Below are 23,840 nucleotides of genomic sequence, written 5' to 3'. Positions count from 1 at the left end.
CAGGTATTGATATTGAGATTTTTTTATTAGAAAAAGGTGTAAACTTAATTAAGTAGTATACGATAATAAAATAACAAGCAAAAATATGGAGGATTAAAGTATGAGTATAAATGGAATTAATCGCTTAACATATATAAATGCGTATAATTCAAACCGTAGTGAACGTGCGGGAAAGACAGGTACCGTTAAGAGCTCGGATACAATAGAAATATCATCAATAGGAAAAAATCTTAATGAATATTCTATAAATTCAGATAAAAATAGTGCAGAAAAAATAGCTGAAATAAAAAGTAAAATTGAAAGCGGAACATATAATGTTGATGCAAAATTAACTGCAAAAAGTATGATAAATATCATGAAGGAGGATAAGTCATAACATGATAGATGAACTTATTAAGTTAATGATAGATCAAGAAAAAGATTTGCAGACACTTTTTGAACTGTTAAAAGTACAATGTGATATGGCAGTAAAAAAGGATTTATTTGGTCTAGAAGGATTAGTTGATAAGCTTATTGGAGTTAGCAAAGAAATTGCAAAAGAAGAGCTGCAAAGAAGACAGCTATTAGGTGAAATGAAACTTTCAGAAGTGGTAGCAAATTCTGATAACGTTGAATTGAAAAAGGCCTATAAAAAAATTGGAATCACATTAAAAACAGTAATGTCGCAAAAGGAAACAAATGAAATGATATTAAAGCAGCAGCTTTTATTCACAAATAAAATGCTGGCTGTGATTAATCCAGATAGAAGGATAAAAACATATACTTCATTTGGAAACTTATCAAGATAGCACGGTTGTTCTTTATGAAATATTAAGCAAAGTGAAATTTCAAATTAGAAATAATAAGTTAATAATAGAAAGGTGGATATTAATAAATGGGAGGATTGTTTGATACCTTTTCAATTGGAAAAAGAGGATTATCGGCGCAACAAACTAACATAGATGTAACATCACATAATATATCAAATTCGGAGACAGTTGGGTACACTAGGCAAAGAGCAAATGCAACAACTACGACTCCTTCGGGAGGAAATTCGAAATTTGACAGCATTTCAGTAGGACAGATAGGAACAGGTGTAGAAATAACATCAATACAAAGAATTAGAGATACATTTATTGATAAGCAAGTTAGAGATACACAAACAGAAAGTTCGTACTATGATATACAGGATTCATATTTGTCTGCTGTTTCAAAGGAGCTTGATGAAACTAGTTCTGATGAAGGTTTAAAAAAGGATTTAAGTGATTTTTACAATGATCTTCAAGAGTTATCTACTGCAACAGGTAATACTGACAGTAATAAAACTGTAGCAATTTCAGCAGCAGAGACCTTGGCAAATGACATAAGTACTAGATATAAAGAATTGGATACAGAAGAAAGCAATCTTCAGCAGCAATTGCAAACAAATGTAACATCAATTAATGGCTTATTGGATGAAATTAATGATTATAACAAGCAAATAGAAAAGATAACTGCACAGGGATTGACTGCAAATGACTTAATGGATAGAAGAGATAATGATATAGATACACTAAGTAAGCAATTTGGAATAACAGTAAAGGAAGGAGATAATGATGGTTTAGATATTACATCATCAGATGACCCTTCAATTAAATTAGTAGATTCAGCAGATACTACAGGTACTAGTTCTGCAAGATTTTCTTATGTTGATAGCGTTACTGATCCAACAGATGATGGAAGTGGAAATGGTACCTATTCATTAACAATAACTTATGATAAACTTGGAGATTCAGGCAATAAGGACACAATTACATTAACAGGGTTAAGTGATGCAGATGCAGAAAAATTAAAAAGTAGTTTTGAAACAAATAGAATATTAACTGCTGATAAAGATGGTGTTGTTAGCATTGGCTCAGTAACAGGTGGCGATGTAACTGCGAACCTAACAGATGGAGCAACAACAACGTCAATAACGACAGATTTAGCAACAATAGAAAAATCTATATTTACACCAAGCAAGGGAGATGTTGGTGGAAATATAGAAACGCAAAATAAAATAGAGGGTTACAAAAGTGAATTAGATGCATTTGCAATAACATTTGCATATACAGTAAATGCAATTCAAACAGGAAGCACAGATGGAACTGCAAATTCAAGTCTTCCAAATAATGTACCAATATTTATAAACAGTGATAAATCAACATCATCGTCAGTTACGGATGATGGCATTAGTGCTAAAAATATAGCAATAAATTCGAATTTAAATGCGTCAAATCTAAATTGTAATACATCAAATAGTAGTGGTAATGATGGAGCAAGGGCTTTAGCGATGGCTAATATTGCAAGCTTAAAAATAGATTATAGCAGTGTTAATACTACAAATTCTTCAACAAGGGCTGACTTTTTTTCTTCTGCATCTGGCACTGGTTTAGCTTGGGCAGATGATAAGGACTGTGCATTAAAATCAAGTGCATCAAATGGAACAACCTTAAGTAATTATTACTCAAATCTTGTTAGTGGTATAGATAGTGACGCTAATGAAGCGAGTAGCTCTTCTACTAATTGGGAAAGCAATTTAAATATCTATGAAGATAACAGAACATCTGTTTCTGGAGTTTCACTAGATGAAGAAATGTCAAATTTGATAGAATTTCAACATGCATATCAGGCAAGTGCAAAAATAATATCTACAGTAAGTGATTTATTGGATACAGTAATAGGTTTAGTAAAATAGTATTGAGTAACTCAAGTACATTTAGTATATAAAAATATATAAAATAGTAATAATTTTTTATGAAATTATAAAGAGGTGAGATTCAAAATGTATAGAATTACAAATTCGATGTTAAATACTAACTATCTTAGAAATTTGCAGACGAATTATGGAAACATGAGCGTGCTTCAAAATCAATTATCTTCAGGGAAAAACATAGACTGCGGTGCAGAGGACCCAATTGGTGCTTCAAAAATCATGAGCATGAATGATGGTATTTCTGCTAATACTCAGTATAGTTCCAATATAAAAAGTATAAATCATTTGCTTGATACAACTGATACGGCTTTAAGTGAAACTAATAATGTATTATCAAGAATTAGAGATCTTTTGGTTAAGGCTGGTAATGGGACATATACAGAAGATGAAATATCATCAATTAAGGATGAAGTAGTGGCATGCGTTAAGGAATTAGGTGATCAATTAAATACTTCATATGCTGGAAACTATATATTCGGTGGAAGTAAAACTGATTCCAAGTCTATTACAGTAGATAGCAATGGTAATATGAGTTATATAGATAGTAATGGAACAACAATAAATGTATATCTTGATGCAGGTGGGAATGTTGTTAATGATGCTATTTCGAATAATACAAACTATAACTCAGCAACCCCAATATATTTAGATTCAAATGGGAAAGTCACAACAGATTCAACAACAAATGGAGTAGATAATACACTAATAGTACAAGGGAGTTCTTTATATGTAGATAAGACAACAGGAGTTGTTTCTACATCACCGGGGGCAAACACTAATCCTCTTCTGTTGAGAGATGAGTTGTATCAAGACCAAAATGGAAATATTACAGCAGCAAAAACTACAGAAAATAAATTGATAACTTCAGATGATGAATTACTATATTTGACTTCTGATGGTAAGGTAACAACAAATGCAACAACAAGTGGAATATCTAATACATTAATACCTACAGGAACAACTTTATATGAAGATTCAACTGGCAGAGTTACAACTACAAATGCTGTAGGAAATAAACAGATAGATACTGCAACACCGATATATACAGATGAATTGGGAAATGTGACAACATCATCGGTTACAGTTAATACTCAAATATCGCAAGCTGCATCAGTAACAACTATTCAAGTTTCACAATATACACCAGGAAGTGGATATACGCAAACTACAATAAACGGTTCTGGTGATGTATATATGGATTCTAGAGGAGATTTAACGAATTCAGGTACTACAGATTTAAGTCAAAGACAGTCTACTTTGGAAGATTTGTGGAATAATGCATATATAGATCCCGCAACTCAAAATGTAGTGAATTCAACACCGACTTCTTCAACTAATAAGGAAATACATTTATATAAGGATTCAAATGGAAATGTAACTACTTCACCAGGAGGATATCCAGCAAACGAAGAAGTACTTTCAGGTACAACTTTATATAGAGATGCAAACGGAAATGTAACTACAATGGCAAAAGATTCTAGTGGCAATGCTAATAATTCTTTACAACCAACTGATACAGTATATGTAGATTTAAATGGAAATGTAACAACAAATCAAATAGTTAATAATAAAGCGGTATCAGTAAGGGATGATTTAAGCATAGACACAACAGCTACAAATGCTCAAGCAAAAGCTGTAATTGGAAACGTAACGCCACCAAATACGGTAATTCCATCAGATCAAATTACTTTATATACTGATAGTAACGGATATATTACTAATAATGGAACAGGAAATACTAAAATATTGTTGACTGATTCTTTATATATAGATAACTATGAAAATATTACTGTATCTGAGACCAGAGAAAATACGTTGATAGATTCAGATGATAAATTGTACCAGGATGCAAATGGAAATGTATCAAATTCGGCAACAAATACATTAGTAGATTCAAAAAATACTCTATATAAAGATGCATTTGGAAGAGTGACAACTTTAAAAGGACAAGCACCACCAAATGAACCAATAGATTTGAAAACTACTCAGCTATATACAGATTCAAAAGGAAATATAACTACTGAAGCTACAGATGGTAGTGTGGCAAACACAGCAATAGATAGTAGTAAAACTGTTTTATATAAAGACGTAAACGGAGATTTAACAACAGTACAGGCTAATACCTTAATAACATCAGATGTTCAGCTATATGATGATGGAAATGGAAACATAACGACTCAACCTATTGGGATAACAAGGTCAACAACACAGTTATATGTAGATACAAATGGAAATGTAACTAATGTACCTATAGGAAGCCCGGCAACAAACGCACTACCATCAGGGCAAGATTTATATGTAGATGCAAATGGTAATGTAGTAAAGAACTCAACTACAGCTGGAGTTCAAAACACACCAATACCATCAACAACAACATTATATATTGACGGAAGTGGGCAAGTAAAAACTAACCTTCTAAAAACGGGAGAATCTTTATACGCAGATAGCAACGGAAAAATAATAACATCGAGAACTACAACTAATACAGAGCTTACAGCAGATGATGATGTTTATGTAGATGCAGCAGGAGATCTGACTTTATCATCAACTACTGCTAATAGTCAGATAACTGTGTCTGATATAAGAAATTTACAAAATGAATTGAAAGATCCAAGCACAACTCCGCAAAGAAAGACTGAGATTAATCAAATCTTAAATAATGGAGAGGTTTCTCAATTAGCACAAGTTGATTCAGATTTATATGCAGATATTTCAGACGGGGTTTCAGTTAATTATAATGTATCAGCTTCTGATTTATTAGAATTTAAAGATAGCAGTGGTAATAATGTTAATGCTATGTCTATCCTTTCAACTATCATACAAGACTTAGGAACAGCATCTGATAAGACTGCAACTGCTTCAGATAAAAGTGCGGCTATAGCTAATCTTAATGGAGCTGATCTAACTCAATTTGATGAAGTAATAGATAATTTTACAACTTATCGTTCAAAAGTTGGAACAATGCAAAATAGAATGGATACTGCAGCAAATGTTAATGATGATCAAAACTATAATATGACAGCATCATTATCAGATATACAAGACATTGATATTGCAGAAAAAGAAGTGTATTATTCATCTGCCCAAACAGTGTATAAAGCAAGCCTTCAAGTGAGTTCTCAAGTTTTAAAAATGACATTATTGGATTATCTATAAACCGCCTATGGAAGGAGAAAAGTAAATGATATTTAATTCAAAAATTCATGGTGAAATTAAATATGAAGAAAAAGATATAATTACTTTTAAAAAAGGAATTTTAGGATTTGGGGATTTAAAAAAGTTTTTTCTTGTGGATTTAGAGGGATTAGAACCTTTCAAGTTACTTCATTCTATAGAAGATGAAAATATTGGAATTATAGTGATTTCACCTTTTGATTTTTTTAAAGAATATGAGATAAAATTAAATGAAGATACTGTTAAGAATTTAAATATTAAATCGCCAGAAGAAGTGAAATTAATAAATACAGTAACATTGAATTCAGATCCTGAGAAAATTACTACTAACTTACAAGGGCCAATTATTATTAATATTTCGAATAATTTAGGGGAACAAATAATAGTAGATAATTCTAAATATAAAGTCAAACAACCTTTAGTAAGGGAGTGATGATATGCTGATTATCACAAGAAAAAAAGGTGAATCATTTATGATTGGCGATGATATAGAAATTGTCATCAACAAGATAGAGGATGGTTCTGTAAAGATAGGAATAAATGCCCCTAAAGATGTATCTATATTAAGAAAGGAACTTTATGAGGAAGTTGAAAAAGAAAATAAAGCAGCAGTTAATGTGGATATAAATTTATTGAGAAATATGAAGAAAAAATAGACTAAGTAGAAATTGTTATTGATCAAGGAGGAAGCGTAAACATGGATGTTAAAGCGGTTTTAAGTGATTTTAGTTCTGTAAATCAATATGATAATTCTGGTAAGACTTTGGAAGAGGGGACTTCGAATTCTGAAAAATTACCAGATTCCAAAGAAACTACGGAACAAAATATTGATGGTAAAAATACAAATGAAACTATTAATAATAAAGATAAAGAGGCTATTGAAAAATTAAATAAACTTTTAGAAAAGGATAAAACCCATGCAGAATATTCGGTGTATAAAAAATTAGGAAGAACAGTTATAAAAATAGTTAATGATGAAACTGATGAAGTAGTTATGGAAATTCCAAAAGAAAAATTATTGGATGCTATAGCCGGTTTACTTGAAAATGCGGGCCTTATAGATAAAAGGGCATAAAATAAAGATATATTAAAAAGCATTTTATTTAAGGAAGGTGTGCAGGAGTTGGAATTTATAAAAAATAATATAGATATCATTGCTAGAGATAAAGTTGAAGAACAAATAAAGACCGACAAGATACATTCTGCGAAAGAAATAAGCGTTAATAATAACTTAAAGGATAATACTAAAAAGCAATACGAAAAACCTGAAGAAAATAATAAAAGAAAAAATAAGGTTATAACAGTAGACGGAGTTAAAAATTTGGAAGATGTATTATCTGTGGAAGTGGAAAAAGAAGAACAAATATATGAAGGTAACTCTAAAGGAAGAATATTGGATACCAGAAAGTAGGAGGACAAAAAATGTATTCAAATGGATATAATATTTATAAAAACAATAGTGTAACTTATGCATCAAAGGAACAATTACTTCTGATGCTCGTAGATGGGGCTGTTAAATTTGCTAAAATATCAAGACAAGCTATTGTAGATAAAGATATTAAAAAGGCACACGATTATTTAATAAAAACTCAGGATATATTCATAGAATTAATGGTCACTTTAGATGTATCTAAAGCAGAGTGGTTGTCTAATTTATTTGAAGTATACAGATATATAAAAGACAAATTGGTAGAGATTAATTTAAAGAAAGATTTAGGAATTCTTGATGAAATTATTCCGTTAATTGAATCAGTGAGACAGCTATGGAGTGATTGCTATAAAGAAGCTAAAAAACATTAAAATATATTAAGGAGTGGTAAAAAATGACTACTAGAATAACTGGATTAGTTTCAGGTTTAGATGTAGATGCTTTAGTTGAAGCGGGATCATCATTTTATCAAAACAAATTAGACCAAGCAAAACAGAAGCAACAGAAATTAGAATGGGAACAAACAGCATATAAATCTATAGGATCAGATGTCTCAACTTTTTATAAAAAGTATTTGGATATTACTAGTGATGATTATATAGGAAAAGATAGTAATTGGAACACGAATACATATGCATCATCAGATTCTTCAATAGCTACAGCGTCATCTAACGCTGGTGTAAGTGTCAATAATTATAATATTAGTGTTACGCAATTGGCAGCATCAGCAACTACAACAATTACGAGCATGGATTCATATACAGATGGATTGTTTGTGTCAATTGATGGAGGAACAACAAAAATAGGTCTTACTTCAAGTGAAATATCAAACTGTGGTGGAGATTTATCAAAGATAGCGTCAGCATTAAATTCAAAGCTTAGTGGGTCAGGTGTTTCGGCTACTTATAGTAGTTATTCTAAAGGAATAGTTATAAAGACTGATGCATTAGGAAGTAGTGCTAAGTTGAATACCTACAATATATCAAGTTCAAGCGATACATCTACTGCAGCAACAGTTTCTGTAACGGGGAAAAATCTTCATGCGACAATTACAGATGGTTCAGGTAATGATTATATAGTAGGAGAGTCTACTGATACTAATGTTGATAAAACAGGTTATAATTCAAATTCATTAACAGTTGATGGAGTGAATTTTAATTTTACAAATACTGGAACAACAACATTAACAGGCAGTAGAGATGTAAGTGATCTTGAAGATAATATAGAGTCGTTCATTAATGACTATAATACTTTAATAACTAGTATAAATACGCAGTATTATGCAAGCTATGATAATGATTATCAGCCGTTAACAGATGCACAAAAGAAAGACATGACTGATACTCAAATAAGTAGTTGGAATACGCAAGCTCAAACTGGATTACTTCATGGTGATAAGTATTTGGACACTCTGGCTTCGCAAATGAAAGATGCTATGTCAACATTTATGAAAAGTAGTGGTGTAGATTTAGAATCCTTTGGTATAAAACCTGTTGATGATTATACGACTAAAAATGGAACGTATACAGTAGATTCAGGTAAATTAACAACTGCTCTTCAAGATCAAAGTAATTTTTCGAAAATACAATCTTTATTTTTGGATGGCAGTAAGAGTATTACTTCATATTCAACTACTAATTCAAAAACTGATGGGATAGCAGCAAAACTTAAGGTGATTTTTAATAATAATGTAATGACAACAACTTCAACATTTTCACAATTATGTGGAACTGATGATAATCCAGTAACTGCAACTACTAACGAGTTTTATAAAGAATTACAGGATCAAAATGATTTAATTACGCAATATCAAGATGAATTGTCAGATAAAGAAACAGCTCTGTATAATAAGTATTCACAGTTAGAATCAAGATTAACTGAATTGCAATCTTCATCTAGTGTATTCTCATCATCATCATCATGATAAGTTTAAGACAGCAATTAGAAGAATATGAAAGCACAATTGTAGATTTGATAGAAGGAGTAAAAGAAAATCAAGAATTATCAGATTTACTATTAAGAAAGAAAAATAATCTTTTGAAAGAGATAAAAGAAGCAAAGTATGATGAAGAGGAAATTAGAAGAAATCTAGATGAACTTAATATACCAGCTATAGAAAATGAGCTTGAGCTAACAATAAAAAAAGAAATGGTGAAAATAAAAAAGAAAATAGAAAATATAAGAACAGCTAAGTTGGCAAGAAGAAATTATAAAAGTTTACAGCAAGAAAAATTTGTTTTATTTAGAGGAAAAGCATAATTAATGAAAAAAATATAAAAAAAACTCTAAAGTTATTATAAATGTCAGCGAATATATAAATATAAAGCTTATAAGTTATTAGCTCTTAAGAGTTGATATAAATTAAAAAAGACATGGAAGTCTAAATTTTCAAAATCAGGGAGGAATTTATTATGGTAATCAGACACAATCTAAGCGGAATGAACGCTAACAGAAACTTAAACATTAACAATGACGCTGCTGCAAAGGCAAGTGAAAAATTAAGTTCAGGTTATAGAATTAACAGAGCTGGAGATGATGCTGCAGGTCTTGCAATCTCAGAAAAAATGAGATCTCAAATTAGAGGATTAGATCAAGGCTCAACTAATGCACAAGATGGTATTTCATTAATTCAAACATCAGAAGGTGCATTAAATGAAACTCAATCAATGTTACAAAGACTTAAAACATTAGCAACTCAAGCTGCTAATGACACATTAACTTCAAGTGATAGAGGACAAATTAACACAGAAGTTACACAATTACAATCAGAAATATCAAGATTAGCTACACAAACTAAATTCAATGGCTTACAAGTATTAAATTCAGCATCAGGTGTTTTAAGCTTCCAAGTTGGTGGAGATGCTGGACAAAAAATTACACTTAACTTAACAAGTGCTACTGCAACTACATTAGGAGTAGATTCATCAAACTTCAGTTTATCAACTAGATCTAAAGCTTCTGCAGCATTAGCTACATTAGATACAGCTATAAACTCTGTTTCTACTAAGAGAGCTAATTTAGGAGCAGTTCAAAACAGATTAGAACATACTGTTACAGCTACAGATAATACTTCAGAAAACTTATCAGCAGCTGAATCAAGAATAAGAGACGTTGATATGGCTAAGGAATACTTGAACTATTCTTCACAAAATACATTAGTTCAAGCAGCACAATCAATGTTATCACAAGCTAATTCAAATTCACAAAATGTTCTTCAATTATTAAGAGGATAATTCATTTTTGGAATTTAGAGCTAAAAGATGGGCACTGTTATTATAACGGTGCCCGTTTTTGCGTTAAAAATTAAATTGATTTACCATATAAAGAAAAACGGAAAATATGCGATAAATTAATTAGGAGTGATTAAAATGAATTTGGACATTGAGATATCGAGGGATGGATATAAAGTATTAAAAGTTAATAGAAATGACAAAAAAATATATTTTGGAAGTAAATATAATCAAAAAAGAGAAATAGAAAAATTTTTAAGTTCAATTGAAGAAACTACATCTAAGGACACTTTTATAATATTTGGATTATCCTTTGGCGAGCATATACAGGAATTACTAAAAGCTATTAATGAAAGTAATAAAATATTAATAATAGAATTTAATGAAGAACTTATAGAGTATTGTAAAAATGATGAAGTTATAAGTAAAATTATTGAAAATGAAAGATTAACAATTACTTCTAAGAAAGCTGATGTTAAAAATTTTATTTTGAAAAACATAAATGAATTTAATTCTGAAAGATTGCAAGTAAAAGAATATTGTAATTATGGAAAGATATATAAAAAAGAGTGGAGAGATGCTTTTATCATAATAAGAAATTTGGTAATAAGCAAAAAAATTAATAGAAACACATATAAATACCTTGGAAAAAAATTTTTTGATAATTCTATATCAAATTTAAAATATATTGGAGAGTCAACACCGGTAAATTCTCTGAAGAATGTTTATGAAAATAAACCAGTAATAATAGTTTCAGCAGGTCCGTCGCTAATTAAGAATATAAATGAACTTAAAGGTGTAGATAATGCAGTAATACTAACAGGTGGAAGAAACTTAGGAGCACTTTTGGAAAGAGATATTACTCCAACTTGTTTAGGGGTTATTGATCCGGTGGAAAATACATATAAATTAGTAGAAAACTTTATAGGAAAAATCAATTGTCCTTTACTTTTTAATGAATCATCTAATCCTGATGTTGTAAAAGAACATCAGGCGGAAAAATTTTTTTATAGTGATTGTGATCTTATTGAAAAAGCTTTCAAACAGAAGATAACTAATTTGTTTGCAGGAGGATCAGTAGCTCATACACTAACTAATTTAGCAATATATATGGGATGTAATCCGATTATTTTTATAGGTCAAGACTTAGCATATACTGATGAAAGAAAATATTCAATTGGTTGCGTTGATAAAGATGGAAATCCAAATCCTGATGGAAATGAAGATGAAAATAATATATATGTAAAAGGTATAGATGGTAAGCTGGTACGAACAAGTTTACTTTTTAATGATTTTAGGGTAGCTCTTGAAAATCTAATTGAACATAATAAAAACATTAAATTTATAAATGCTACTGAAGGCGGAGCTAATATAGAAGGAACTGAAAATAGAAGGTTAAGAGATGTTTTAAAAGAACTAAAAGAAGAAAAAATAATTCCTATGAAAAAATTTTTTAATAATGTGAATAAAACTGATGATATTATAAATCAATTGGAATTAACTTTAATACAAATTAAAGATTATGTTGAAATCTGTAAGACAGCTCAAATAACTTTAAAAGATTATGAGATAAGTTATCGTTCAAATAACCAGAGGGAAGTAGATAAAAATATAGAAAAATTAAATGTACTAGACAGAAAAATTATAGAAAAAAATCATGAGATTACTTTATTAACCACAGTATTAATGGAAGTAGTTGTATATATAGAGCATGACGACAAATTTATAGTAAATTATTCTGACAGCAAAATTACAGCTTTTAATAAGGAGTTAAATAGAAGTAATGCATTATATTCAGAAATTAGAAGAATTTTAGAAATCTGCTATGAAGAGATTGAAGAAAAAATAAGTGAAATGAAAGGAGAAAATTAGTAATGATGGAAGATAAAATTCAAATATTAGCAAATGCCAGTGGATATATAGATAATATTAAAATTAGAATACTAGAATTAACAGATAAAATTAATTCTGGGCAAGAAAGTAATGGTATGAATTTGATAGTTGCTGTTGTTGAAGAAGTAGAAAAACTTATAGATGCAATAAATAATTCTACAGATTTACATAAGGGTAATATTTCTATAGAGAATATGGATGAAATATTACGAGAAATGATAGAAGCTTTTGAAAATCAAGATTATGTATTAGTTGGAGACTTATTTCAATATGAATTTTTACCATTACTTGAAAAAATACAAGGTAATATAAGAGAGGTGATTTCAAGTAAATAACATAATATGAAATAGGCTGTTTTTAGACAAACAAAGAATGTTATTTATGTGAAATTAAAAATATAAAAATAGTATATAACAGAATAAGATACAATTAAAATATTTAAATAGATAGGGGTATACATATGAATTATAAAAAACCAAGAGTAATTGCAGAAATAGGATGTAATCATAAGGGAGATATGAGTATTGCAAAAGAGCTTATTCAATGTGCAGCAGTATTTTGTAAAGCTGATGCAGTAAAATTTCAAAAGAGAAACAATAAAGAATTACTAACTGAAGAACAATATAACAAACCTCATCCTAATCCGGAAAATTCATACGGAAGTACATATGGAGAGCATAGAGAATATTTGGAGTTTGATTTAGAACAACATAAGCAATTAAAAAAATGGTGTGAGGAAGCAAAAATTGAATACAGTACATCAGTGTGGGATTTAACTTCTGCTAAAGAAATTGCATCAATAAATCCTAGTTTTATAAAAATACCATCGGCCTGTAACAACCACTATGAAATGTTAGAATGGTTATGTGAAAATTATAATGGAGAGATACAGGTATCGGTAGGAATGACTACTAGAGAAGAAGAAGAAGAATTAATAAGTTTATTTGAACACAAAGGAAGAAATAAAGATCTGGTTTTATATGCGTGTACGTCTGGATATCCTGTAGACTTTGAAGATGTTTGTTTATTAGAAATTACTAGATTAAAAGATATGTATGGAGATAGAGTAAAAGAAATAGGCTTTTCAGGTCATCATAATGGTATTGCAGTAGATGTGGCAGCATATACTTTAGGCGCAACAACAATAGAAAGACATTATACCTTGAACAGAACTTGGAAAGGAACGGATCATGCTGCATCATTAGAACCGGATGGAGTTAGAAAGTTAGTCAGAAATTTAAATGCTACTTATTTATCATTAACTAATAAAAAGAGTGAGATGTTAGAGGTAGAAATGGTGCAAAGAGAAAAACTAAAATATAGAAAAAAATAGTGAGGGGAATATTATGAATGTTGCTTTTATACCGGTAAGAGGAGGTAGTAAATCTATCCCGCTAAAAAATATAAAATTAATTGCTGGAAGACCACTTATATATTGGAGCTTAGATGCTGCTGTTAACTCAAAACATATTGATATAGTTTATGTTGCAACAGATAGTGAAAAAATTAGAAAAGTAGTAGAAAAATATCCATCAAATAAAGTAAAGGTGATAGGCAGATCAGAAGAAAGTGCAAGTGATACAGCAAGTACTGAATTTTGCATGCTGGAATTTGCAGATGAATATGATTTTGATAAAATTATTTTAATTCAAGCAACATCTCCATTAATTTTAGCTAAGAATATTGATGAAGGATTTGAAAAGTTAAAATGTAAAGAAGCAGATAGTATAATTTCACTAGTAAGACAAAAACGATTTATATGGCAAGATAATGAAGATGAAGCAGTCAACCCATTAAACTATGATTATTTAAATAGACCTAGAAGACAGGAATTTAATGGTTTTTTAGTTGAAAATGGAGCATTTTATATTACAAGTAAAGAATTATTGTTAAAAAATCAATGTAGAATATCAGGCAAAATAGGATATGTAGAAATGGATGAAGACTCATATACTGAAATTGATGAGATATCTGATTGGATTATAACAGAACAATTACTAAAGAAAAGCAGAAAAAAAAACGAATTTGGAAATATTAAAATTTTGTTAACCGATAGTGATGGAGTTTTAACTGATTGTGGAATGTATTATAGTGAAAATGGTGATGAATTAAAAAAATTCAATGCAAAAGACGGCATGGCATTTAAAATATTAAGAGAGCATGGGATAAAAACAGGAATAATTACTGGTGAAGAAAGAGAACTTATAAAAATGAGAGCGGATAAACTTAAGGTTGATGAATTACATATGGGAATAGGTAATAAATTAGAAATAGTAAAAGAAATATGTGATAAATATGCTGTAACTCTACAGGAGGTCGCATATATAGGTGATGATATAAATGATTTAGAAGTAATAAAGAATGTTGGCTTTGGATGTGCAGTAAATGATGCAATGGAAGTTGTAAAAGAAGCTTCAGACTATGTAACTAAAGTAAATGGTGGAGAAGGAGCTATACGAGAAATAGCTGAAATATTACTTCAAAGATAATTATAAAAAGTAATGAGATTTTAATTAATGACATTTAGATAAAAGTTAATATAATAGTTTAAAATGAAAAAAGTACGAAATATTTATCTAATACTTATAGCTGCACATTTATAAGTATTAGATATTTTCAAATTATTGATATAATAAAACGTTATTATAGGGAGTAAGTAATGATTAGCATTTGCATGATAGTAAAAGATGAAAGTGAAATATTAGAGAATTCTTTAAAAAGCATAAGTAAATATGGCTATGAAATAATAATTGTAGATACAGGATCCACTGACAATACTAAAGATATAGCATATAAATATACAGATAAAGTTTATGATTTTATATGGGAAAAAGATTTTAGCAAGGCAAGAAATTTTTCTATAGATAAGGCAAGTAATGAATACATATTAGTACTGGATGCAGATGAGGTTGTTATAAATACTGATAAAAAGTTATTAGAAAAAAATATATGTAAGGACAAAGTTGGTAGAATACTTATAGTAAATAGGTATTCTAATAATAGTGAAATCTTTGAATCTAGAGAAAAAATCAGCAGGTTTTTTTGTAAAAGCCTATTTAAATATGAAGGAATTATTCATGAACAAATTGTATCAAAAAGTGGAGAAGATTATTTAACTTATGATATACCTGTAACTATTGAACACAGCGGCTATGAAAAAAAACAATTAGATAGAAAGGATAAAATCAACAGGAATATTGAACTATTAAAAAGTGAATTGGAGATTAAGGGTTTAGATCCGTACATATTATATCAATTAGGCAAGTCTTATTATGTAGAAAAGAACTATGAGATGGCGGAGCATTATTTTAGCCGGGTTATAGATTTTGATTTGAACACAAAATTGGAATATGTTCAAGATATGATAGAATGTTATGGATATACACTGATAAATCAAGATAAATGCAAAGAGGCGATGAGTTTATTAGGAGTATATTCAGAATTTAATAATTCAGCAGATTTTGTTTTTTTAGTTGGGCATATTTATATGAATAATGGATATTTTGATAAGGCTATAGAGGAATTTGAAAAAGCAAAAAAATATAAAAATTGCAAAACTAAAGGAGTAAATGATTATTTAGCTAATTATAATATTGGATTAATATTAGAGTGTTTAGGAAAAATAGATGAAGCTATTAAATATTATGAAAAAAGCAAATGTTATAAGTTGTCTACAGAACGTATTAAATTATTAACTAAGGGAAGTATAAGGGACAATAGATAAAGGAGAGCTATCTATAGGAATGAATGTTATTTTATGTGGTTTAGAAAAAGAGATAAAGCTGGTAGAAAAATCTTTAAAAAAAGAACATAAAATTATAAAATATATAGAAATTGAAGAAGAACATTATGATAAATTAACACAATTAAAAAAATTTTCATGTGATTATTTTATTTTGGCTGTAGGAAACAGAAGAGAATCAGAAAAAATAATTCAATTTTTATTAACAAATACTGCAATATCTGAAGACAGAATAATTGATTTTTTTGAAGCATATACAGGAGAAAAAGTTGATAATATTATGCAGGTATCTAAAGGAATAGCTTATGATGGCATTATATTAGGACTGTCTCATGCTGCATATGGTATCAGGTCAGAATATTTAGATGGCAAGTGGTGTAATTTGTCAAATGGAAGCCAGGATTTATATTATGATCTTCAAGTATTAAAAAAGTGCATTAACAATTATAAAGATAATATTAGCAAATTAAAATTTGCTTTATTAGAGATGTATGATTATGTGAATTTTAATTGGGATACATCAGTTTCAAGAATGGCAGTATATTATTATGCTCATGGAGGATGCATGGAGGATTTGCATAGATTTCCTATTAATTGCAATTTTAATGGGAATATAGATAAAGAATTGACTTTGGCTGGATATTATTCATCTTTAAGAGCTAAAAAATATAAAAAAGTACGAGGTTTTTTATTTGATAATGGAAAAGCATTTAAAGCATTAAATGTTTATCAAAAACATGTGGATTTTTTGTGGTATTCTGATGTGCCATTAAAAAAAGTTTATTCAAGTTGTATTGATGAAGATGCTTGTGATAAGACTTTCTTTAATAGTCATATATTTAATGTAAGGCATGAGGATGTAGTTGATGAAAACTATAAAAATTTATTAGAGATATTAAAAATATTAAAAGAAATAAATCCAGATATTAAAATTATACTTTTATTAATGCCAAGATATTATACTATGGAAAAATTAGAAAATATATCTCCTAATATAGTTTCATTTAAAGAGGAATTTGAAAAAATGATTTCATTAGCAAAGCAAAAATATGAATTTGAATATTGTAATTTTAAAAATCATATGGAAATATCTTATGATAATAAATTGTATTATGATGTTTGTCATTTGAATTATAGTGGAGCAGTTAAGTTTACCCAAATGTTAAACTCATATTTAAAAAAATGTAAATGAAAAATATCGAGTTAGCACAGGAATAATTAGAAACAAAAAAGAATATTTAAAGTGACAAAGATGTCAAAGAAACAATTATTTTATTAAAAAGCACACCATAAATTTCTATTTTTTACTATAGCAATTTATGGTGTGCTTAATGTTATTCTAAAGATAATTTGTATAATTACGATAATTAAATAATAGAATGTATATTTATAATTAGAGGATGATTTAGATGGATATGAGTTATAAGATTATGTCTCCAGAGGATTTACGGCAAATGCAGCTTATACAGCTTGAGATGCTTTTAGAGGTTGAACGTATCTGTAAAAAATGTAACATAAAATACTGCATTATAGCAGGAACCCTTTTAGGTGCTGTAAGACATAAAGGATATATTCCGTGGGATGATGATGCGGATGTAGCAATGCTTCGTGGTGAATATGAAAAGTTTTGCAAAGCTTGTGAAACTGAGTTAGATACAACACGTTTTTATTTTCAAAATCATTTAAATACGCCTGGATATCGTTGGGGATATGGGAAAATTCGAAGAGTAGGGACGGAATTTATACGTAAGGGACAGGAGCATATGCCGTATAAGTCAGGTGTTTTTATTGATATATTCCCATTAGATAATGTACCAAACAATGTTTACATACGTAAAATTCATAATTTTGCATGTACTGTTATTCGAAAAATGCTTTGGTCTGCAGTCGGAGCAAAATGTGACAAAAATATGCTTATGAGATGCATATATATGCTGATTTCAATAGTTCCTAGAAATTTAATTTTTTCATTGTATAACAAATTAATGATAGTGAGTAATAAAAAGAACACTGAAATGGTTAGAATTTTAACTTTTCCAACACCTGATAATGGATATTATGGTTATTATAAAAGGTGGTATATGGAGCTTCAAAATATAGAATTTGAAGGATACTACTTTCCGGGGCCAAAGGATTATGATGGATATCTGACTTTTAAATTTGGTAATTATAAAGAATTGCCACCGATAGAACAGCGTCAAGGGCATTCATTTAATCGTTATAAGCTTGTTCCTGTAGAGATAGAACAGGTAAGAACTAATAAGGATTAGGATTGTTAATTAAAATAATGTAGAGGAAGTTAGAATATGAAGAAGGTAATTACTTTTGGATCTTTTGATTTATTCCATGAAGGTCATTATAATCTTTTGAAACGTGCAAAAGAACTTGGAGATTATTTGATAGTAGGAATAACAACAGAAAAATATGATGAATATAGAGGAAAGTTAAATATTATTGATTCTCTTATGGAAAGAATTGAAAATGTAAAAAAAACAGGATTTGCAGATGAAATTATTATAGAAGATCACGAAGGTCAAAAGGTAGAAGAAATACAAAAGCATGAAGTGGATATCTTTGTTGTAGGTTCTGATTGGAGAGGAAAGTTTGATTATTTAAAACAATATTGTGATGTTATTTATTTAGAACGTACTAAGGGAGTTTCTAGTACTATGATAAGAAACAAAAATTATAATATAGTAAAGTTAGGCATCATAGGCAGTGGGAGAATAGCTAAAAGATTTGTACCAGAAGCTAAATATGTAAGCGGAACTAATTTAGAAGGAGTATATAATCCTAATATAAATAGTGCAGAAAATTTCGCAAAGCAATTTGAATTGAAATTTTTTACAAATGATTTGGAAGGTTTCTTTGATAAAGTAGATGCAGTTTATATAGCATCTCCTCATGGAACCCATTATGATTACATAAAAAAGGCTTTGGAAAATAATAAACATGTATTGTGTGAAAAACCAGTTGTCTTAAAAAAAGAGCAGGCAATAGAAGTTTTTGGTATTGCTAAGAAAAAAGGACTTGTTTTGCTTGAAGGAATAAAAACAGCATATGCTCCTGGATTTTTACAGCTTCTTGCTATTGCTAAAAGTGGGCGAATAGGCAGAATACGTGATGTAGAAGCATGTTTTACTAAGCTGGTATCTGGTGATATACGTGAATTAAAACCAGAGGAATTTGGAGGGAGTGTTACTGAACTTGCAAGTTATCCTCTTCTTGCAATTATTAAGTTATTAGGTTTAGACTATAAAGAACTTAATTTTGAAACTTTCGTAGATGATAAAGGTATTGATTTATATACTAAAATACATTTTAAATACAATAATTCAATTGCTACTGCAAAAGTTGGATTAGGGGTAAAATCAGAAGGCAATCTTTTGATTTCAGGAACTGAAGGATATATATATGTTGAGGCTCCATGGTGGAAAACTCAATATTTTGAAGTTAGACATGAAGATTTTAGTCAAAATGAAAAATTTATTTCTAAGTTTATCGGAGACGGATTAAGGTATGAACTTAGTGATTTTATTTCAAGGATTAATGGCAATGGAAAGAACGAATTTAAGTTGACGTCAAATGAATCAATTGAAATTTCAGCAGCTATTGAGGCGTTTGTTAGAAGAAAAAATGTACATAGTATAAAATATTGAGGTATTGGAGGTTAGAAAATGAGAAAACATGTTCAAAAATGGATATTGGATCTCTTTCCAACGATTGTAGAGGGCATAAATTATGTCATAAATTCAGAAACTGAACAAGCTTCTGCCAGAGGAGTTTTACAGGATTGCTATGCAGCCTTAGAAGCGATTGAAAAAGCACTAATAGAGGGATTGTCAAAAGAAAGATATTCCTATTATGAAAATACAATTAATGAACCTAAAAATATATTAGAAGAATTAAATATGAATATTATAAATGAAAAATCTACGGCTGGAATTTTTGAGCAAATTACAAAACAAATAAGTATTTTGCAAAAAGAAATTACAAGGGAAGCAGAAGTAAAGCTTGAAGTTGTATTTATGCCATATAAAGCTTCAATGTGGGATTCTCTTGAAAGTATATGGAAAGCTGCTAATGAAGATTCGAACTGTGAATGTTATGTTATACCAATACCATATTATGTTAGAAATGCTGATGTTAATAAAATTGAATTTTGCTATGAAGGAGATAAATTCCCAGAGGATATTTCTATAACTCATTATAATGATTATAATTTGAGTGCACATAAACCAGATATTATATATATACATAATCCATATGATGATTGTAATTATGTTACATCAGTTCATCCAAATTATTATTCTTCTGAATTAAAAAAGTATACAGATATGCTTGTATATGTACCGTACTACATTACAGGAAGTAACATACAAGAAAGTCAGATAAACCTTCCGGTATTTCAAAATATGGATAAAATGATTGTACAGTCTGAGAAACATAAAGAATTTTACAAGAGTATTATACCAGAAGATAAATTAGCAGTTTTAGGATCTCCTAAAGTTGATAGGGTTTTATATTATGAAAAACATAAACACAATATCTCTAATGAATGGGGAAAAATTATTGGAAATAAAAAAGTTGTTATGTATAATGTTAGTATTTCAGGTATATTAGAAGATAGAATTAAAGCAATAAAGAAAATGGAGTATGTATTTTCAATTTTTAAAGAGAGAAAAGATGTTGTATTATTATGGCGTCCGCATCCTTTGATTGAATCTACATTAAAATCAATGTTGCCAGATTTGGTAGAAGAATATATCACTCTAAAAGAAAAGTTTATAGATGAAAATATAGGCATTTATGATGACAACGCAGATGTAACAGAATCAATTGCAATATGTGACGCGTATATTGGAGAAGGTTCATCATCTATGGTTCATTTATTTGGGGTTGCAGGAAAACCTATTTTTATTTTAAATACAGAAATAGATAGGAAGCTAACTGAAGAAGATAGAACGTCATTATCATTTTTTGATGCGTACTTTGAAAATGATAATATGTGGTTTGTATGCAGTGGACTTAATGTTTTATGTAAAATGGATTTGAAAACAGAAAAAGTGGAAGTTATTAAAAAAATATCGTCTAACACAAATCCAGAAATGATACAATATTGTGATGTTATGAAAATTGAAAATAAAATTTATATGCTACCTTATTTTTCTTCTGACATGTGTGAATATGATTTGGAAAAAGATATATTAAAGAAGAAAAGCATCCCTGATGCAGCTATCGTTAATTTTGATAGAATAATAAGATATAAAGACTCACTTTTTATGAAACCTAAAAATTATCAGGCTATCGTGCAATATAATATTAATTCTGCTGAATATAAATATCATAATGAGTGTATAAAAGAGTTTGAAAAAATTAGTGATGGAAAACCTATGTTTATGTGGGGAGTTTGTGTTAGAGACAATTTACTTTTAATGGCTTCATCTATAGCAAATAAAGTATTAGAATTTAATATGGATACTTGGGAATCACAGGTTCATACTGTTGGATCAGAAGAAATGAATTATTTTGGAATGGCTTTTGATGGAAAAGATTATTGGCTTATTCCCGAGGATGGAAAAACTATTATTAGATGGAATTATGAAACAGGTGAAACAAGAGAGTATAATAATTATCCTCCGAATTTTAAAGGAGAAACACGACTATTTAGAGGGATTGTATGGTGTGGTGAATATATGCTTGCCTTTCCTAGAGAGGCAAATATGATTCTTGAAATTAATATTTCAACAGGAAATATGAGTGAATATAAGATTAAATTGCCTTACAAAGAGGGAGAACGAGATATATGCAATAATATGACTGATACAAACTATTATTTTGCAAAAAAATATGATGATAAATATGTAGTAGCGTTAACCGCTTATGATAACAGTTTGTTAATAATTAATACAGAAACACAAGAGTTCTCCATTAAAAAATGTAGGCTAAGGTTAGATGAAGTTAAAAAATATCTTAATACAGTAGAACAGTTTGGTGAACAAGGAGAAAACATACCTTATGCTAGCAATGAAAGTAAATATTTTTATTTAGAAGAATTTATTGAAGAGTATGTTAAATTAGAAAATAAAAATAACTCGGAAATTCAGAAGAAAAATTATTTCAATAATATAAATAATATGGATGGAACATGTGGAGAAAAAGTTCATGATTATATCAAAGGAGCAATTGTTTAAGAATGAACAATGATTTTAAAAGACAACATTTGAAAGTAAAAGCTGGAACAACTATTTTTGCATCAACAGGAATACTTGGAAAAAATAGTCCAAATAGAATGTCTACTGAGTTTTTTTATAAGGCTTTTAAAGGAAACAAGATAATTTTATTAAATTCAGATTATTATTTCAATGTTGCTACTTATTCTTTAAATTTTGATGATAAATATATTTATACATACTGCTATCAAGAAGAAGAATGTTGGACAACTTATAATCATGATTTAAGTGGTGATTCTTATAGGCAGGAAGATTATATATTTACAGAAGAAGTATATTTCAGAATTTGCTTAAAGAGAGTAGATTGTAAAGACTTTACAGATGAGGAAGCACAGGAAATTAATAATATTTTATTATTTTTATCAAAAGATTCAACAGAAGGGTATAAAGAAAAATCATATTTTTCAAATGAACTGCAAAAAACGGTAGATACAATTCTTGAAAAAAGAACTAAAAAGTCGTTGGTTTTATGTGTATTATCTGATTCTCATGTTACAATAAATGGAACATGGAAATATACTATACATAACATAAAATCCATTAATAGAAAAGTGAGTTTTAATGGAATCGTTCATTTAGGAGATCTAACAGATGGAATGGTTTCAGCTGATGTTACTAGAAAATATGCACAAAAAATTATTAATGATTTAAGAGAAATTAATGTTCCTCTTTACATTGCTATTGGAAATCATGATACTAATTATTTTAATGGAAACCTAGAATCTTTTTCAGAAAAGGAACAATATGAAATTTATCAAAAACATAGTGAGAAATATGTAAATAGAGATTTTCAAAAATTATATTACTTTTCAGATTTTAATGATGTTTCTTTAAGATGCATATTTTTAACGTCTTTTGACCATAACGAAAAATTAAGATATGGGTTTCCAGATGAAGAATTAATATGGTTAAAGAAGGTTTTGGATACTACTCCTACAGGATATTCTATTATCGTATTTAGCCATGAAGCGCCTCTTTCAATATTAGATTATTGGACTGATGAGATTAGAAATGGAGATAAACTTATGTCTATCTTGGAAGAGTATCATTTGTGTGAAAATAGAAAGATAATGGCATTTATTCATGGACATACACATGCTGACTATATTTATACACAAAAGGTATTCCCTATTGTTTCTATAGGATGTTCAAAATGTGAATACTTTACAGATAAAAAGCCAGAGGGAGCTATTACACATAAAAGGAAACTAAATACAGTATCCCAGGAACTTTGGGATACGCTAATAATAACACCATCAGAAAATAAAATTGATTTTGTAAGATTTGGTGCAGGAGTTGATAGAACACTTTAGTGAAGATTATAAATTTACAATTCAAAATGAATTAAAATTATTATAAATAAAGTAGAGTTACTATGAATATATAAGGTTACAGGTATTAAAACCAGGCAAAATGTTTTCAATAT

At 29.0% G+C, this 23,840-nt stretch carries 22 protein-coding genes; all 22 read left to right on the top strand.

The window, feature by feature from the left end; genetic code table 11:
* The first annotated feature begins 100 nt into the window (after positions 1-100).
* The 22 genes from flgM to CLOBL_RS06600 all read left to right on the top strand — a co-directional run bounded on the left by flgM (position 101) and on the right by CLOBL_RS06600 (position 23,727).
* The gene (flgM, locus tag CLOBL_RS06705) at positions 101-376 is read left to right on the top strand and encodes a flagellar biosynthesis anti-sigma factor FlgM (RefSeq protein WP_077858316.1); all 276 of its coding nucleotides are present in this window, start codon (positions 101-103) and stop codon (positions 374-376) included.
* Position 377: 1 nt separating this feature from the next.
* Positions 378-788: a flagellar protein FlgN gene (locus CLOBL_RS06700; protein WP_077858315.1), complete on the top strand. Its 411-nt coding sequence runs from the start codon at positions 378-380 to the stop codon at positions 786-788.
* Between the two features lie 86 nt (positions 789-874).
* A complete protein-coding gene (gene flgK / locus CLOBL_RS06695; RefSeq protein WP_077858314.1) occupies positions 875-2,695 on the top strand; it encodes a flagellar hook-associated protein FlgK in 1,821 nt (606 codons plus the stop codon).
* 87 nt (positions 2,696-2,782) lie between these two features.
* Positions 2,783-5,869: a flagellar hook-associated protein FlgL gene (gene flgL, locus CLOBL_RS06690; RefSeq protein ID WP_077858313.1), complete on the top strand. Its 3,087-nt coding sequence runs from the start codon at positions 2,783-2,785 to the stop codon at positions 5,867-5,869.
* A 25-nt stretch (positions 5,870-5,894) separates the two neighbouring features.
* Positions 5,895-6,320 carry a flagellar assembly protein FliW gene (fliW, locus tag CLOBL_RS06685; protein WP_077858312.1) on the top strand — a complete coding sequence of 142 codons (426 nt, stop codon included), beginning with the start codon at positions 5,895-5,897 and terminating at the stop codon, positions 6,318-6,320.
* A gap of 4 nt (positions 6,321-6,324) precedes the next feature.
* Positions 6,325-6,543, top strand: coding sequence for a carbon storage regulator CsrA (gene csrA / locus CLOBL_RS06680; RefSeq protein WP_077858311.1), 219 nt, complete (start codon positions 6,325-6,327; stop codon positions 6,541-6,543).
* Positions 6,544-6,584: 41 nt separating this feature from the next.
* Positions 6,585-6,962: a flagellar protein FlaG gene (locus tag CLOBL_RS06675; protein ID WP_077858310.1), complete on the top strand. Its 378-nt coding sequence runs from the start codon at positions 6,585-6,587 to the stop codon at positions 6,960-6,962.
* Positions 6,963-7,010: 48 nt separating this feature from the next.
* Positions 7,011-7,298 carry a hypothetical protein gene (locus CLOBL_RS06670; RefSeq protein ID WP_077858309.1) on the top strand — a complete coding sequence of 96 codons (288 nt, stop codon included), beginning with the start codon at positions 7,011-7,013 and terminating at the stop codon, positions 7,296-7,298.
* A gap of 11 nt (positions 7,299-7,309) precedes the next feature.
* Positions 7,310-7,687: a flagellar export chaperone FliS gene (gene fliS, locus CLOBL_RS06665; protein ID WP_077858308.1), complete on the top strand. Its 378-nt coding sequence runs from the start codon at positions 7,310-7,312 to the stop codon at positions 7,685-7,687.
* Positions 7,688-7,710: 23 nt separating this feature from the next.
* Positions 7,711-9,240, top strand: a complete 1,530-nt coding sequence (fliD, locus tag CLOBL_RS06660) for a flagellar filament capping protein FliD (protein ID WP_077858307.1) — start codon at positions 7,711-7,713, stop codon at positions 9,238-9,240.
* Positions 9,237-9,575: a hypothetical protein gene (locus CLOBL_RS06655; RefSeq protein WP_077858306.1), complete on the top strand. Its 339-nt coding sequence runs from the start codon at positions 9,237-9,239 to the stop codon at positions 9,573-9,575. The genes fliD and CLOBL_RS06655 overlap by 4 nt, the downstream gene beginning before the upstream one ends.
* 152 nt (positions 9,576-9,727) lie before the next feature.
* A complete protein-coding gene (locus CLOBL_RS06650) occupies positions 9,728-10,549 on the top strand; it encodes a flagellin (protein ID WP_077858305.1) in 822 nt (273 codons plus the stop codon).
* A 135-nt stretch (positions 10,550-10,684) separates the two neighbouring features.
* On the top strand, positions 10,685-12,418 hold the full coding sequence (locus CLOBL_RS06645) for a 6-hydroxymethylpterin diphosphokinase MptE-like protein (protein ID WP_077858304.1): 1,734 nt from the start codon (positions 10,685-10,687) through the stop codon (positions 12,416-12,418).
* 2 nt (positions 12,419-12,420) lie between these two features.
* Positions 12,421-12,774 (top strand): hypothetical protein, encoded by a 354-nt coding sequence (locus CLOBL_RS06640; protein ID WP_077858303.1) that lies wholly within the window; start codon positions 12,421-12,423, stop codon positions 12,772-12,774.
* A gap of 125 nt (positions 12,775-12,899) precedes the next feature.
* Positions 12,900-13,772: an N-acetylneuraminate synthase family protein gene (locus CLOBL_RS06635; RefSeq protein ID WP_077858302.1), complete on the top strand. Its 873-nt coding sequence runs from the start codon at positions 12,900-12,902 to the stop codon at positions 13,770-13,772.
* 13 nt (positions 13,773-13,785) lie between these two features.
* Positions 13,786-14,928 carry an acylneuraminate cytidylyltransferase gene (locus CLOBL_RS06630; protein ID WP_077858301.1) on the top strand — a complete coding sequence of 381 codons (1,143 nt, stop codon included), beginning with the start codon at positions 13,786-13,788 and terminating at the stop codon, positions 14,926-14,928.
* Positions 14,929-15,098: 170 nt separating this feature from the next.
* Positions 15,099-16,163 (top strand): glycosyltransferase, encoded by a 1,065-nt coding sequence (locus tag CLOBL_RS06625; protein WP_077858300.1) that lies wholly within the window; start codon positions 15,099-15,101, stop codon positions 16,161-16,163.
* Positions 16,164-16,182: 19 nt separating this feature from the next.
* On the top strand, positions 16,183-17,373 hold the full coding sequence (locus CLOBL_RS06620; RefSeq protein WP_077858299.1) for a hypothetical protein: 1,191 nt from the start codon (positions 16,183-16,185) through the stop codon (positions 17,371-17,373).
* Positions 17,374-17,590: 217 nt separating this feature from the next.
* A complete protein-coding gene (locus CLOBL_RS06615) occupies positions 17,591-18,451 on the top strand; it encodes a LicD family protein (protein WP_242953793.1) in 861 nt (286 codons plus the stop codon).
* Positions 18,452-18,487: 36 nt separating this feature from the next.
* Positions 18,488-19,840, top strand: a complete 1,353-nt coding sequence (locus CLOBL_RS06610) for a Gfo/Idh/MocA family oxidoreductase (RefSeq protein WP_077858298.1) — start codon at positions 18,488-18,490, stop codon at positions 19,838-19,840.
* Between the two features lie 18 nt (positions 19,841-19,858).
* Positions 19,859-22,375, top strand: a complete 2,517-nt coding sequence (locus tag CLOBL_RS06605) for a hypothetical protein (RefSeq protein ID WP_077858297.1) — start codon at positions 19,859-19,861, stop codon at positions 22,373-22,375.
* Positions 22,376-22,377: 2 nt separating this feature from the next.
* Complete coding sequence (locus CLOBL_RS06600) at positions 22,378-23,727, top strand: metallophosphoesterase (RefSeq protein ID WP_077858296.1); 1,350 nt, start codon at positions 22,378-22,380, stop codon at positions 23,725-23,727.
* Positions 23,728-23,840: the final 113 nt, after the last annotated feature.

The sequence above is a fragment of the Clostridium sp. BL-8 genome (genome assembly GCF_002006495.1).
Classification (GTDB): domain Bacteria; phylum Bacillota; class Clostridia; order Clostridiales; family Clostridiaceae; genus Clostridium.
This window is presented reverse-complemented; position numbering and strand designations above follow the sequence as displayed.